We start from the raw sequence: 14,620 nt of genomic DNA on the forward strand, positions 1-14,620 counted from the left end.
GGGCGGAATGCACTGTTGCCGGGTGCCCGGTGGCACTATGGACGGTGACTCTGGACTAGAAGGAGAGAGATGCGACTTCGCACCCGCAATCCCCGCCGTGTCGCGATCGCCGGCCTCGCACTGGTCACCGCGGCCGCACTCACGGCCTGCACGTCGGACTCCGACGACTCCGGGAACGGCGACGCCTCGGGCGACACCCAGACCACGGCGACCGTCGACGAGTCCGCGCCCCAGGCTCCACTCGACCAGCTGGTGCTGGCCGAGGGCGAGGCCCCCGGCGGTGGTGTCGTGCAGGTGATCGAGCCGAATCTCCTCCAGGAGGCGGTCGACAAGCTGGTCTCGGACCAGGGCAAGCAGCTCATGGAGGACCCGGCGTGCGACAGGGTCTCCCGCCTGGAGACGGTGTCCAACTTCGCGAGCACCGACGGGCTGACCGCAGCGGTGCGGTACAAGCAGTCGGAGGAGGACGAGACCGAGCACCGCTTCGGGATCGGCCTCGTGAGCCAGAAGCTCGACGACTTCATGGACCGCTCGCTGTACGAGGCCTGCACCACCTCGCGTAGCTCCACGAACCCCGACGTCGAGCTCGTCATGACCGTGGCGGACGCCCCGGCGCTCGAGGGCACCGAGGGTTTCCGGGTCACCAGCGACTTCATCACCACCCGGCCGGACGGCACCCGCTCGCTGAGCCGCGCCGTCGCGATCCACGGTTTCACCCGCGACACCACCGTGAGCGTGGAGTACGCGGCCCGGGGCAACAATCCGGATGCCGATCCGGTCCTGCCCTCCGCGGCCGGCGCCCTGGACGCCATCTACGAGGCGCAGATGGCCAAGATCGTGGTGGCCGAGTAAACCGCCCCGAGCGTCGTCGACGCCCCCGAGGCGTAGACCCCAGCCATCGAAAAGAGCGTTCCGCGCACGTCGCCCGAGTGGCGGTGCGCGGAACGCTCTTCTCGTTGACCGAGGCCAGGCCCAGCCAGGGCCGGCGGCCTAGAGGTTGATCATGTGGCCGCTGACGCCCTCGACTGCTTCCTTCATGGCCTCCGACAGGGTCGGGTGGGTGTGCACGTTGCGTGCGACGTCCTCGGCGGTGAGGTCCCACATCTGCGCCAGGGTCAGCTCGGGCAGCAGCTCGGAGACGTCGGGACCGATGAGGTGCGCGCCGAGCAGTTCGCCGTGTGTCCCGTCGGCCACGACCTTGACGAACCCGACCGCGTGGCCGAGCCCGTGGGCCTTGCCGTTGGCCGAGAAGGGGAACTTGCCCACCTTGACGTCGTAACCCTCGTCGCGGGCCTGGGCCTCGGTCAGCCCGAACGAGGCCACCTGCGGCTGGCAGAAGGTGGCGCGCGGCATCATCCGGTAGTCGCCCAGCGTCTGGGTCTCGGCACCGGCCATGGTCTCGGCGGCCACGACGCCCTGCGCCTCGGCCACATGGGCCAGCTGCAGCTTGGCGGTGACGTCGCCGAGCGCGTAGATGCCCTTGACGTTGGTCCGCATGTTGTCGTCGATGGCGATGGCGCCGCGGTCGGTGAGCTCGACGCCGGTCTTGTCCAGGCCGTAGCCCTCGACGCGGGGCGCGAACCCCACGGCCATCAGCACCTTGTCCACGGTCAGGGTCTGGGACTTGCCCTCCTCACCGTTCTTCTCGACCTCCACCTCCACCGAGTCGCCGTTGTCGGTGACCTTGGTGGTCTTGTGCCCGGTCAGGACCTTCACCCCGAGCTTCTTGTAGTGCTTGGCGATCTCCTTGGAGACCTCCTCGTCCTCGTTCGGCAGGAGGCGGTCCATGAACTCGACGATCGTGACCTCGACGCCGTAGTTGGACATGACGTACGCGAACTCCATGCCGATGGCCCCGGCGCCGACGATCACGACCGAGTCCGGCAGCTCGCGGGAGAGGATCTGGTCCTCGTAGTCCACCACGTTCTCGCTCAACTCGATCCCGGGCAGCGTCTTGACCACCGAACCGGTCGCGATGATGCAGTTGTCGAAGGTGTACGAGGTGCCGTCGACGTCGATCGTCTTGTCGTCGGTGAACTTCCCGAAACCGTCGATCTCGGTGATCTTGTTCTTCTTCATGAGGAAGTGGACACCCTTGACGATGTTGTCCGAGACCTTGCGGCTGCGGTCGTGGGCGACCCCGTAGTCGAAGGAGACGTCACCGGAGATCCCGAACGTCTTGGCGTCACGCAACACCGTGTTGGCGAGCTCGGCGTTGCGAAGCAGCGCCTTCGAGGGGATGCAGCCCACGTTGAGGCACACCCCACCCCAGTACTTCTCCTCGATCACGGCCACCTTGAGGCCGAGCTGCGAGGCGCGGATTGCGGCGACGTAGCCGCCGGGGCCCGCGCCGAGGACGATGAGGTCGTAATGAGTGTCAGCCACGACACACAGGGTAGCGCTCCCGACGGCCGCTGAGCGGCGGAGCGGTGCGGAACTGCACCCGAAATGAGCGTCGCCGCCTCCTCCCGGGGGGAGGGGCGGCGACGGTACTCGCGTCGGGCGCGATCAGGACAGGTTGCCCAGGACCGACTTGAGGGCCGTGGCGATCAGGTCGCCGATGGTCTCGGCGATCTGGTCGGTGATGTTGTCGGTGGAGCTACCGGTACCGGTGGCCTCGCCGAGGGAATCCGTGAGCGAACCGAGGCTGAGTGAACCCATTGTGTGTCTCCGTTTATCTAGTGCATTCCCGACGAGCTCGGGAATGGCCGGGTCATTCGACCCCTGCATGCCGCTGATGGTACTTACGCTACGGCTCGGTAACAAGAGTCTGTGGATTTCTTACACCGGGGCGCCGCCCGTCCCGCCGGTCACGGCATCATCGGGGCATGACCGCATCCGCGACGCCCGACCCCTTCCTCCACCTCGAGGACGTCGACTCCGCCGGGGCCCTCGACTGGGTCCGCGAACGCAGCGACCGCACCGTGGCGGACCTGGCCTCCGGGCCGGCCGCCGAGTCCGCCTACGAACGCGCCCTCGAGATCCTCGACGCCTCCGACCGCATCGCCTGGCCCGTCCTGCGGGGCCGATACGCCTACACCCTCTGGCGGGACGCCGATCATCCCCGCGGGCTGTGGCGCCGGGTTCCGTGGTCCGTTCTCGCGGGCGGTGCACCAGGGGTGGACCACCCCGCCTGGGAGACGCTCGTGGACGTGGACGCCCTGGCCGCCGAGGAGGGAGTGAACTGGGTCTATTCGGGAACGGTGGTGCGGCGCCCCGCCGACGACCGGGCGCTCATCCGGCTGTCCCGCGGGGGTGCGGACGCTGTGGAGGTCCGAGAGTTCGATCTGGCCGCCCGACGATTCGTCCCGGCGTCCGAGGGCGGGTTCCGATTGACCGAGGCCAAGTGCTCGGTGTCCTGGGTGGACCGGGACACACTGCTGCTGTCCTCGCCGCTGGCCCCCGACGGTTCGGACGCCACCGAGTCCGGGTACGCCCGGTTGGCCCGGGTGTGGCGCCGCGGGACCGACCCGCTCCAGGCTCCGGTGATCTTCGCCGGGGAACCCGAGGACGTGGCCGTGGGCGCCTCGTACGACCTCACCTCGGGCCGGTACACGGCCAGCCGCGCCCCCGACTTCCACACCTCCCAGGAGTGGTTCTGGGCTCCGGGCGTCGACCCCACGACCACGCGACCCCACCTGCTGCCGGTTCCCGAGGACTGCCGGGTGGGGTCCTGCGGGGACTGGCTGCTGCTGCGACCGCGCACCGATCTCGAGGTCTCGGGCCGTACCCACGCCGGCGGATCGATCCTGGTCCTGCCGTGGGCCGCGGTCGACGACGACCCCGCGCGTCTGCCCGAGCCGGTGGTCCTGTTCTCCCCCACCCCCTCCACCACCGTTGAGGACGTGACCTGGGGCCGGGGCCGGATCCTGCTGACGATCCTCGACGACACCGAGTCCCGGCTCGAGGCGTTCACGATCCCCGACTCCGCGGACGGGTCGTGGGAGCCCCGACCCGTCGAGGGTCTTCCGGACCACGTCTCGGTGGACGTGCTGTCCTGCGACCGCCTGTCCGGCACCGACACGGGTGACGGTGAGGAGGGTGCCGACGACGAGCGCCCACATCCCGACGACGCCGTCCTGGCGGTCTCCGGTCCGATCGTCCCGCCGTCGCTGGTGCTGCTGCGCGCGGACGGCACCACCACCACGCTCGGGTCCACCCCCGACCGCTTCGACACCACCGGTATCGAGGTCACCCGGCACACGGCGGTCAGTGACGACGGCACGCTGGTGCCCTACACCGTGATGCGCGGTCCCGGCCCCGACGGGCCGAGGCCGACCATCCTCTACGGCTACGGCGGGTTCGAGGTGTCCATGCGGCCCTCGTACGCGGCGTTGCGCGGGGAGCTGTGGCTCACCGGCGGGGGCGTCTACGTGGTGGCGGGGATCCGCGGTGGCGGCGAATACGGGCCCGCCTGGCACAAGGCGGCCGTCCGCGAGAACCGCCCCCGCGCGTTCGAGGACTTCGCGGCTGTCGCCCGGGACCTCGTCGACACGGGCGTGACCACACGCGATCAGCTCGGCGCGACCGGCGGGTCCAACGGCGGCCTGCTCATGGGCGTCATGCTCACCCGGTACCCGGAGCTGTTCGGGGCGTTGGCGATCGCGGTTCCGCTCCTCGACATGCGCCGCTACCACCTGTTGCTGGCCGGGGCGTCCTGGATGGCCGAGTACGGCGACCCGGACTCCGCGGACTGGGACGACTTCCTCGGTGCGTACTCGCCGTACCAGCACGTCCGGCCCGCCTCGGAGGTCCGTTACCCGCAGGTCCTCATGACCACCTCGACCCGGGACGACCGAGTCCACCCGGGGCACGCCCGCAAGATGACGGCCGCGCTCGAGGCCGCGGGGCACGAGGTGGCGTACTACGAGAACGTCGAGGGCGGCCACGCCGGCGCTGCCGACAACTCGCAGGAGGCCCGGAAGGCGGTCCTCACCTACGAGTTCTTCAGGCGTCGGCTACCTCGTCGTCGTCCAGTGACGGACTGAGCGCCACCTCCCGGTCCATCCACGCCAGCACCCGGGCCACCACCTCGGCGGGCTTGCGCGCCCACGTGTTGTGGCCGAGCGCCTCCGGCTCCACCTCCAGGCTCGTCCGGGCGGCGGGCAGCATCGCCAGCAGGCCGCGGGCCGCGCTCTCGGGGGCGAGCGGGTCCTCGGCGATCACCACCGACAGCGCCGGGACCGTCACGCGGGCCAGGCCTGCCCGGTAGTCGAGGTCGGCGCGCGCCGGCTGCATGGCGCCCGTGGCCGCGAGGCGGGACCAGTCGCTGATGCGGTCGGCCGGGATCCTGCCGCTCGCGCCGAAGAACTGTCCCGGCACGTGCCCCGCCAACCAGCCGATGGCGGGGAGCAGGATCGCGCCCAGGCGCAGGCGCCGGCCCACTCGCCGGGGATATCCGCGGTGAAACGGGGACTGCGCCGCCACCGCCACCAGGCCCACCACGCGGGGATCGTGCCGCGCCAGGTGATAGACCCCGATCTGGGCGCCCATGCTGTGGCCCAGAAGCACCACGCGCCGCACCCCGAGCTCGCGCTGGATCGCGTCCAACGCCAGCGGGACGTCCTCGGCGGCGCTCTCGTGGTATCCCGCCGCTCCCCCGCCGCGGCCGATGCGGTGGGTGCTCTCGCCCTGCCCCCGCAGCTCTGTGATCGCCACGTCCACCCCCCGGGCGGCGAGCGCCCGGGCCAGCGGGAGGTAGTACCGGGCGCCGACGGCGATGCCGGGCAGGACCAGGACGGCGGGTCTGCCGGAGTCCCGCGCATCGGCTTCCACGATCAACAGTGGGCTCGTGCTGCCGTCCGCGTGCCGGAGTTCGATCCGGTGGGGGTCGTCGGTCTTGGTCATGTGTACAGGATGCCGCAGCCCCCTGCCCGATCCGCACTCGACCCGACCCCTCCGCACGCCGCCGCCCATCTCCACGCCGCTGCCCGCCCGACGACGACGGACCCCGCCCCACGCATGTGGTGGGACGGGGTCCGTCGGAGCCGGGACCGGAGAGGGGCCCTCGCGTCAGCCGATCAGATCGGGCCGTAACGCGCGTTCATCGCCTGGGCCATCATCGGCCAGGACTGCTTGAGGTCGTCCTCCCAGTAGCCCCACGAGTGCGTGCCGTTGGGCGCGAAGTCGAACTGGGCCGGGATCTGCAGCTCACCGAATCGGCGGGCCAGGTTGGCCGTGCAGTACTGCGTGGCCGCCTCGATGATTCCGCCGACGATCGCCTGGTTGGCGAGTGCCGGGATGCTGTTGCGCAGACGCCAGTTCTCCAGGGACTCGTGCGGGCCGGGCAGGCCGTTGCCGGTGGAGATGAACATGGCCGGCAGGGTGCCGTTGTCGCGCTGGGCGACGAACTTGTGCGCCTGGGCGACCGGGTCGTTGGCCACCCAGCCCGGACCCGGGTACGGGCCCCACATGTTGTCGAGGTTGGCGCCACCACGCATGCCGGTGACGATGTTGATGAACTGGTAGCCGATCGGGGTCGACGTCTCGGCACAGCCGGAGTACGACCCGATGGCCTGGAAGCGGCCCGGGTGGTTCTGGGCGATCGTCAGGACCGACGTGGCGGTCATCGAGATCGCGGCGAGGCTGCGCTTGCGGTTCTGGTAGTTGCCGCCGTATCGGCCCTCGAAGAGGTTCGGGAGCTCCTGGGCGAGGTAGGTCTCGAACGCCATCGGGCGGTCGGTCTCGCGGGCGTAGCGGGTCTGGACGTTGGGATCGTGACGCTGCCAGTCCGTGTAGTAGGAGAAGGCACCACCGATCGGGGTGACGGTCCATACGTCCTTGTCGGCCATGAAGGCCTTGACGTCGGACTGCGCCTGCCAGGTGGCGGAGTCCTCGCCGCCGCCGGCGCCGTTGACCAGGTAGAGGACCGGCGCGCCGGCGTTGCCGTCACGCGGGCGCTGCACGATGTTGGGAACCTCGATGGCCATCTTGTCCGACCACACCGACACGATCAGTCGACCGTCGGGGAGCTGGGTCTCGACGACCTTGTTCTGGGCCGTGGCCTTGGAGTACTGGATGCTGCCACCCTGGGCCTGGGCCGTGCCCGTGGCAACGACGGGGACCATGGCCGCGGCGATGGCCGCGGCAGCGACCTTGGTGCCCAACCGGCCGCTCTTGACTGAACGCATATTCCGACGCCTTACCTTCTCGTTGTTCACAGACGGACCCGGGCAGACCCTCGCTTGAAAGCTAACCCGATTCCCAGTAGTCACACAAGTCCCACTAAGCACAGCTTTTACTCAAGCATGCGTGCAGGACCGAGTCTTGCGCCCGCCGGGCACCCTCCGAGGATTCCATACCCGGGTGGCCCGCAGGTAACCGCGGAACCGCCCTTGCGGCTCACGTCAACATTATCGACGCTACCCGGCCGCCCGTTACCGATATGAACAAATCCCGATACACACTCCACAGGGCGGGTGCGGGCACCACGCCGGACGGGGTACGAGAAAGGGCCCCGGGCGTGGCCCGGAGCCCTTCCTCGTGCAGCCGTACGACTCAGGCCATGAAGCCGGCGTCGAAGGCCTCCTGGAAGTCACCGCCGGCGAAGTAGCCGATGCCCTTGACGACGTTGTTGACGGCGCCGAGCAGTCCGCCCGCGAGGTCAACGAGACCCTTCGGGCCGAGCAGCTCGCCGACAGAACCGAGATCGATACCCATGCTGTACTCCTAGAGAGGTGTGGTCCGGACAGATCCGGGCCGAAGTTGTTTTTCGGGGGGTCGGCTGCTTTACGCCGCAACCGGGGCGTTGGCCGTAGCGCTACGGCCGGAAGCCGATCAGAGAACGTCGACGTCGCCGCCGCCGAGGCTGCCGAGCGCGCCCAGCGCGTCGAGGGTGCCCTCACCCGTGAGCGAACCCGTGAAGCTGACGGCTCCGTCGATGAGGTTCTTGACCGCGGTGAGCGCGGCGCTGATGGCGCTGAAGTCAGGCATGTGTATCTCCCTTTGAAAGTGGTGCCCCGGCTCATGGGGCCAGGGTCAGCGTAATCTGAGTGGACCCGAAGTCAATTGTGACCTCGGTCTCGGTGGCGACCGGGGGACGCGAAGCCCGCTCAGAGCATCCATCGTGACCCAGATCACTGGATGCAAGGAAACCCTAGCACCTTGATCTGCCTGCGCAAATACTATTGAGTCATCGACTTAATCAGGCGCATTAACTTTCCCTCACCAAGTCCGGGGTCCGTCGATGTCGCCTGGTCACCTCTAGGTCGATAAACATTCATCTAGACAAGCGCCCACAACACAGCGGTGCGGCCCGCGCGAGGGAGATCGCGCGGGCCGCACTCGGGTCGCCGAGGGCATGGCCGCCCCCGGCTAGCTCGGGTCACATCATGAAGCCGCCGGTGAAGGCTTCGTCGAAATCGCCTCCGGTGAAGTAGGCCAGACCGGAGAACAGGTCTCCGAAGGCGCCGAGGAAGTCGTTGACATAGCCGAGGGCGCCGCTGACGCCGGCGAGGGATCCGAACTCGGGGAAGAACATGGTGTGCTCCTAGGTCTGCTGGGTGGGTATCCGGGTGATGGGCTGGCGTCAGTCGGCGCTGATGCTCGACACAGCCTCGAAGAAGTCGTTCATGCCCCCCTCGCCCCCCAGCGACCCGGTGAATGTGACGACGGCTCCGAGGATGTCGGTGATGCCTCCGAAGAGGTCGGACAGCTGACCGAAGTCGGGCATGGTGTTCTCCGTTCTCGTTTGCTCACGGCGCCCTCCGAGGCGCCTGAGGGCAACACTAAGAAGGACACACGTCCATGACAAGATCCGAAACCGGAGCTTTACCGCTGGTCACAGGCTATTTACGCATGGCCAATCAGATTACGTTCCTGTTACGGGCCCACCGGCCCCAACCGCGCCCCAACCGCGCGCTAGCCGCGCGCTAGCCGAACCCACAGACACGGAAATAGGCCGTGGCCCGCACCGGAGTTCTCCGGTGCGGGCCACGGCCCGGTGATCTGCGTGGGCTAGATCAGAAGCCCATGCCACCCATCTCGTCGCCACCCGGCATCGCCTGACCGGCGGGCTCGGGCTTGTCGGCCACGACGGCCTCCGTGGTGAGGAAGAGCGCCGCGATCGAGGCGGCGTTCTGCAGCGCGGAGCGGGTCACCTTGACCGGATCGTTGATGCCGGCCTCCAGGAGGTCCTCGTACTCGCCGGTGGCGGCGTTGAGGCCCTGGGCACCCGGGAGGTTCCGGACCTTCTCCGCCACGACGCCCGGCTCCAGGCCGGCGTTGAAGGCGATCTGCTTGAGCGGGGCGCTCAGCGCGAACTTGACGATCTTCGCGCCGGTGGCCTCCTCGCCCTCGAGGGACAGAGCATCGATGGCGACCTCGGACTTGACGAGGGCGACGCCGCCGCCGGCGACGATGCCCTCCTCGACCGCGGCCTTGGCGTTGCGGACGGCGTCCTCGATGCGGTGCTTGCGCTCCTTGAGCTCGACCTCGGTGGCCGCGCCCGCCTTGATCACGGCGACGCCGCCGGCGAGCTTCGCGAGACGCTCCTGGAGCTTCTCGCGGTCGTAGTCCGAGTCGGAGTTCTCGATCTCGGCGCGGATCTGGTTGACCCGACCCTCGATCTGACCCTGGTCGCCCGCACCCTCGACGATGGTGGTCTCGTCCTTGGTCACGACGACCTTGCGGGCCTTGCCCAGCATGGAGATGTCAGCGGTCTCGAGCGAGAGGCCGACCTCCTCGGAGATGACCTGGCCACCGGTGAGGATCGCGATGTCCTGCAGCATGGCCTTGCGACGGTCACCGAAGCCCGGAGCCTTGACGGCGACGGACTTGAAGGTGCCGCGGATCTTGTTGACGACGAGCGTGGACAGTGCCTCGCCCTCGACGTCCTCGGCGATGATCAGGAGGGACTTGCCCTCGCCGATGACCTTCTCCAGCAGCGGGAGGAGGTCCTTGACGGTGGAGACCTTGCCCGAGACGAGCAGGACGTACGGATCCTCCATGACCGCCTCCTGGCGCTCCGGATCCGTCATGAAGTACTGCGAGATGTAGCCCTTGTCGAAGCGCATACCCTCGGTGAGCTCGAGATCCAGGCCGAAGGTCTGCGACTCCTCGACCGTGATCACACCCTCCTTGCCGACCTTGTCCATGGCCTGGGCGATGAGCTCGCCGATAGCCGGGTCGGCGGCGGAGATGCCGGCGGTCGCGGCGATCTGCTCCTTGGTCTCGATCTCCTTGGCGGAGGCGATCAGGTGCGCGGTGACGGCCTCGACGGCCTTCTCGATCCCGCGCTTGATGCCCATCGGGTTGGCACCGGCGGCCACGTTGCGCAGGCCCTCGCGCACGAGCGCCTGGGCCAGAACGGTGGCCGTGGTGGTGCCGTCGCCCGCGACGTCGTCGGTCTTCTTGGCGACCTCCTTGACGAGCTCCGCACCGATCTTCTCGTACGGGTCCTCGAGCTCGATCTCCTTGGCGATGGAGACCCCGTCGTTGGTGATCGTGGGGGCGCCCCACTTCTTCTCCAGCACGACATTGCGACCCTTGGGGCCGAGCGTGACCTTGACGGCGTCGGCGAGCTGGTTGAGACCGCTCTCCAAGCCGCGACGGGCCTCTTCATCGAACGCGATCATCTTTGCCATTGGGTGAATCATCCTCCGGGTGTGGGGTGACACGTATGTGGTCGGCGTCGGCGCCCGCGACGGACGGTGCGGACCGTGTCAGATCCGCGCCTCACCTTGCGACCTCAATTCAGGTTCGTACTGGCACTCAGGGTAGCCGAGTGCCAACCGCTTTTCTAGCACTCGCCCCCCACGAGTGCAAAGGGTGCGCCCCGGTGTTCGCGACGGGCGAACGACACGCACGGCCGTGCCCGGTCCCCTACCATCGAGACGCCATCACGCCCGTCCCCGTTGGAAGGCCAGTCATGCCCACCGAGTCCACGCCCGTCGGCGCCATTGAGAGTTCGATCGAGATCGACGCCCCTCCGGCCCGGGTCTGGGAGGTCATCTCCGAGGTCCGCAACGCCCCTCAGTGGAGCAGTCAGGCACACAAGGTCGTCGCTCTCGGGGGCCGCACGACCGCCGGGACGAGGGCGCTCAACATCAACAAGCGCGGTCCGCTCTTCTGGCCCACCACCAGCCGCGTGGTCGAGTTCGAACCCGGTCGACGGTTCGCCAACCGCATCACCGAGAACACCACGGTCTGGGTGTTCGAGCTCGAACCCACCCCGGGCGGCGGCACCCGCCTCACCGAGCGTCGCGAGGTCCCCAGCGGACTGACCTTCATCTCCAAGTTCCTCACCGACAAGCTCTTCGGCGGCCAGCCCTCGTTCACCAAGGAGATGGACAAGGGCGTGTCAACGTCACTGAAGCGGATCAAGGCACTCGCCGAGCAGGGCTGACCGACATGTCCGGGGTGGGCGTGGGCGCGAGGGCCCGGTTCGGGTTCACGACCGTCCTCGCCGGCTCCCTCACAGTGGCGCTCACCGGCTGCGCGCTCTGGGCCGACGACGCGGACGGTCCCGCCACCCCCGACCGCGAGGAACCCGGCCCCACCCTGGCCGCGGGGCCGCCGCCCGGTGACTGGCAGGACGTCCGCAGCCCGACCGGTCTGGTCTACTCAGTCCCACCGGAGTGGGAACTGGGGGATCCGTTCGGTTCGCCCGACCCCGACGGTTCGGAGGTCCCGCAGGACGCGGGATCGGACTGGGGCTCGGGTTACGTCACCACGGCCAACGCGATCGCCGACCGCGGTTACTGCGCGTCGGCCGGGTTGTCGTTCCGCACCCTGGCCGGCATCAGCACGGTGCTTCCGGGCGACGCCCGGGAGCAGGCAGAGTCCGCCTCCAGGGCCATGGCGGACTCCATAGACCGACGCTTCACCAGGAACGGCGCTGACGTGCCCGTTCCCGAGGCGCGGAGCATCGGCGTCTCGGGCGTTCCGGCCTGGTACGTCTCGCTCCGCGGCGCGGTGCGGCCACCCCGCGACTCCTGCACCCCGCCGACCATCCGGTTCGACACGGTCGCGGTGTCCACGAGGGCGTCGGACGGGTCCCCGGCCTCGCTCGTGTTCGTGCTCATGTCCGACGAGGACGAGCCTGGGGTCCAGCCGGAGGCGACGATCGACGCGGTTGTGGCGTCTCTGCGCTACGACAACTCCGTCTGACCGCGCCGCCACACGGCCTCGGGACGCGCAGGAACTCAGGTCCGGACGACCCTGGGCCGACGGTCCTCAGGCCGCGGTGACCCCACCGGTCACCAGGGCGCCACTCGCGGAATCCTCACCCACCGCGACGTCGCTGATCTCCGTCGCGTCACTGATCTCCGTCGCGTCACTGTGGGGACCGCCCGCTGCACCGTTACCGAGTACACCGTCATCGAGCGCACCGATCCAGTCCCGGTCACCCCGAGCCCATGCCCAGCCGGCGGCGGCCACGTCTCCGGCACACCCGGTCGGCAGAGTCCGATCCACCGGCGGGACCCCGGGGCCGTCGGCGACCTGGATCAGGAGGGACGCCCCGGCCAGCTCGTACCGGAACCAACGGTCCTCGTCGACCTCCAGCTCCAACCGGTCCCCGTCCACCTCGAGCGCGCTCACCAGCTGATGCAGCAGTTCGTGGGTCACCCACGGCAGCGTCCCGTGCGGGCGACCGCGGACCGCGTGGTCGGTGATGCACGCGCCCGCGGTGGTCGGTCGGCGGTGGACGTCGACGTCGATCCGGACCCGCGGGTCGGCCACCAGGCCGAGTTCCGGCGTGGTCACCAGTAGTTGGTGGGGTGCCGCGAATCGCATGACGGCGTTGACCACGAGGGGGCGGGTGATCACCCCGGGGTGGATCACCACACCAACGCCCTCGATTTCCGGGCGCCGGGTGAGAGCCCCGGTCTCGCCCACCGCGTCCGCCTCGGGGAAACGCGCACTGACCTGGTCGCGGAGTTCCTCGAGGTCGGTCCGGACGCGCTCGGGGAGATCGTCGAGGTGGGCCGCGCCGCGGAGATCCGGATCGGCCGGGGTGACGACAATCACATAGCTCATGCCGACTACTCTACTTCATCCCCGGTTCATCTGCCGTTCATGTTCTCAGGGAGTGTCGCACCGCGGATCTAGGCTGACCCCATGTCCGACCCATCCCCGTTCTCCGCCCCGCATCCGGTTCTGGCCCCTCTCGCCGAGGCGGTGGCCGCGCAGCTCGACCGCGCGCGCTCCGACCTCGCCGACCTGGTGTCCCTGCCCTCCGTCCACGGCGCCGAACCCGAGGCGTGCGCGCGGGCCTGTGAACTGGTGCGCACCCTGTTGAGCGAACTGCCGGTCCCCGGACTCGGCCCGGACGCGGTCGAGGTGGTCGAGACCTCCGACGGTTCACTGGCGGTGTTCGCCCATCGGCCCGCCGCCCCCGGCCGCCCCACCGTGCTGCTGTACAGCCACTACGACGTGCAGCCCTCCGGCGATCCCGGCGAGTGGACCACGTCGCCGTGGGAACTGACCGAGCGCGACGGCCGGTGGTACGGCCGCGGGGCCGCCGACTGCAAGGGCAACCTGGTCGCCCACCTCACCGCCCTGCGCGCCCTGGCCGCCCCGGGCGAGCCCGGGCCGGGTGCGACCGGTCACCGTGCGGGTGACGACGACGAGGCGACCCCCGGCCCCGCGGACCCGCTGAACGGTCTGGGGATCAGGATCGTGGTGGAGGGCTCGGAGGAGACCGGCGGTGGGGGCCTGGACGATCTCGTGTCGTCTCGGCCCGACCTGGTGGCCGCCGACGCGATCCTCATCGCGGACTCCGGGAACGTCTCGGTGGGCGTCCCCACGCTCACGACGAGTCTCCGGGGGATCGCGAACCTCGTCGTCGTGGTGGACACCCTCGAGGCCGGGGTCCACTCGGGCCAGTTCGGCGGCGCGGCGCCCGACGCACTGGGCGCACTCGTCTCGATCCTGGCCTCGCTCCGGGACCCCGGGACCGGCGCCACGACCGTCGACGGCCTGGATTTCACCGGCGAATGGGCCGGACAGCCGTATCCCGAGGAGACCTTCCGCGCCGACGCCGGGATCCTCGACGGGGTGGATCCGTCCACGGCGGCCCCGGTCGCCGACCTCGTGTGGTCGCGCCCGGCGGTCACCGTGCTGGGAATCGACTGCCCGCCGGTCGAGGGGGCGATCGCCGCCGTCCAGCCCCGGGCCCGCGCCCTGGTCAACCTCCGCGTGCCGCCCGGGATGGACCCACTCGAAGCGCAGGAGCTCCTCGCGGCGCACATCGAGCGGCGCCGACCATGGAACGCGCGCGTGACGGTGGAGAAGGAGACGGTCGGGTATCCGTTCAGTTCGATTCCCGCAGGCGGCTCGGACCCGGTGCACGACCTTCTCTCGGAGTGCCTGGCGCAGGCGTACGGCGCCGCGGAGGTGGCGCAGGTCGGCTCCGGCGGGTCCATCCCGCTGTGCACGGCACTGCGCGAGGCCCATCCGCGGGCCAGCATCGCACTGTTCGGCGTGGAGGATCCGGCCGCCGCGATCCACTCCCCCGACGAGAGCGTGGACCCGCGGGAGATCGAGCGCATCGCGCTGGCCGAGGCGGCGTTCCTGCAGCGCTTCCGCTGACCCGGGGCGCTGCGCCCGCACTGACCCGGAGTGCTGCGTCCGCACTGACCCGGGGCGGCGGAATGCGGTGCGCGGCGCTGCCGGAGCG

Annotated in this window: 14 protein-coding genes and 1 pseudogene; 5 read left to right on the forward strand and 10 right to left on the reverse strand. The window is 69.5% G+C overall.

From position 1 onward, the window contains the following. Positions 1-69 precede the first annotated feature (69 nt). Positions 70-852: a hypothetical protein gene (locus tag A6048_RS14695; protein ID WP_107745580.1), complete on the forward strand. Its 783-nt coding sequence runs from the start codon at positions 70-72 to the stop codon at positions 850-852. 138 nt (positions 853-990) lie between these two features. Here the strand turns inward: A6048_RS14695 and lpdA are convergent, their stop codons facing one another. Both lpdA and A6048_RS18435 read right to left on the reverse strand, forming a co-directional pair. Then, positions 991-2,385 (reverse strand): dihydrolipoyl dehydrogenase, encoded by a 1,395-nt coding sequence (gene lpdA / locus A6048_RS14700; protein WP_107745578.1) that lies wholly within the window; start codon positions 2,383-2,385, stop codon positions 991-993. 123 nt (positions 2,386-2,508) lie between these two features. Further along, a complete protein-coding gene (locus A6048_RS18435; RefSeq protein WP_162845648.1) occupies positions 2,509-2,661 on the reverse strand; it encodes a hypothetical protein in 153 nt (50 codons plus the stop codon). Between the two features lie 155 nt (positions 2,662-2,816). Between A6048_RS18435 and A6048_RS14705 the strand changes: the two are divergent. Next, positions 2,817-4,988: pseudogene (locus A6048_RS14705) on the forward strand (prolyl oligopeptidase family serine peptidase); the annotation flags it as partial. Here the strand turns inward: A6048_RS14705 and A6048_RS14710 are convergent. The 7 genes from A6048_RS14710 to groL form a co-directional block, all read right to left on the reverse strand. Further along, positions 4,948-5,847, reverse strand: a complete 900-nt coding sequence (locus A6048_RS14710) for an alpha/beta fold hydrolase (RefSeq protein ID WP_107745574.1) — start codon at positions 5,845-5,847, stop codon at positions 4,948-4,950. The pseudogene A6048_RS14705 and the gene A6048_RS14710 overlap by 41 nt on opposite strands. A gap of 173 nt (positions 5,848-6,020) precedes the next feature. Beyond that, positions 6,021-7,130 carry an alpha/beta hydrolase gene (locus A6048_RS14715; RefSeq protein ID WP_107745572.1) on the reverse strand — a complete coding sequence of 370 codons (1,110 nt, stop codon included), beginning with the start codon at positions 7,128-7,130 and terminating at the stop codon, positions 6,021-6,023. A gap of 367 nt (positions 7,131-7,497) precedes the next feature. Further along, complete coding sequence (locus A6048_RS18440; protein WP_162845647.1) at positions 7,498-7,659, reverse strand: hypothetical protein; 162 nt, start codon at positions 7,657-7,659, stop codon at positions 7,498-7,500. Between the two features lie 117 nt (positions 7,660-7,776). Beyond that, positions 7,777-7,932, reverse strand: coding sequence for a hypothetical protein (locus A6048_RS18445; protein ID WP_162845646.1), 156 nt, complete (start codon positions 7,930-7,932; stop codon positions 7,777-7,779). Between the two features lie 391 nt (positions 7,933-8,323). Beyond that, positions 8,324-8,479: a hypothetical protein gene (locus A6048_RS18450; protein ID WP_162845645.1), complete on the reverse strand. Its 156-nt coding sequence runs from the start codon at positions 8,477-8,479 to the stop codon at positions 8,324-8,326. A gap of 48 nt (positions 8,480-8,527) precedes the next feature. After that, a complete protein-coding gene (locus tag A6048_RS18455; RefSeq protein ID WP_162845644.1) occupies positions 8,528-8,671 on the reverse strand; it encodes a hypothetical protein in 144 nt (47 codons plus the stop codon). A 289-nt stretch (positions 8,672-8,960) separates the two neighbouring features. Then, positions 8,961-10,583 (reverse strand): chaperonin GroEL, encoded by a 1,623-nt coding sequence (gene groL / locus A6048_RS14720; protein ID WP_107745570.1) that lies wholly within the window; start codon positions 10,581-10,583, stop codon positions 8,961-8,963. A 284-nt stretch (positions 10,584-10,867) separates the two neighbouring features. Here groL and A6048_RS14725 point away from each other — a divergent pair, with 284 nt between their 5' ends. After that, a complete protein-coding gene (locus tag A6048_RS14725) occupies positions 10,868-11,344 on the forward strand; it encodes an SRPBCC family protein (protein WP_107745568.1) in 477 nt (158 codons plus the stop codon). A 5-nt stretch (positions 11,345-11,349) separates the two neighbouring features. After that, entirely contained in the window at positions 11,350-12,108 is a 759-nt protein-coding gene (locus A6048_RS14730; RefSeq protein ID WP_107745566.1) for a DUF8017 domain-containing protein, read from the forward strand. A 66-nt stretch (positions 12,109-12,174) separates the two neighbouring features. On the opposite strand, the gene A6048_RS14735 is transcribed toward A6048_RS14730, so the two are convergent. Beyond that, positions 12,175-12,978: a hypothetical protein gene (locus A6048_RS14735; protein WP_235027590.1), complete on the reverse strand. Its 804-nt coding sequence runs from the start codon at positions 12,976-12,978 to the stop codon at positions 12,175-12,177. An 81-nt stretch (positions 12,979-13,059) separates the two neighbouring features. On the opposite strand from A6048_RS14735, the gene A6048_RS14740 reads away from it, so the two are divergent. Beyond that, on the forward strand, positions 13,060-14,532 hold the full coding sequence (locus A6048_RS14740) for a dipeptidase (RefSeq protein ID WP_107745564.1): 1,473 nt from the start codon (positions 13,060-13,062) through the stop codon (positions 14,530-14,532). The last annotated feature ends 88 nt before the right edge of the window (positions 14,533-14,620 follow it).

The organism is Dietzia psychralcaliphila (genome assembly GCF_003096095.1).
Taxonomy (GTDB): domain Bacteria; phylum Actinomycetota; class Actinomycetes; order Mycobacteriales; family Mycobacteriaceae; genus Dietzia; species Dietzia psychralcaliphila.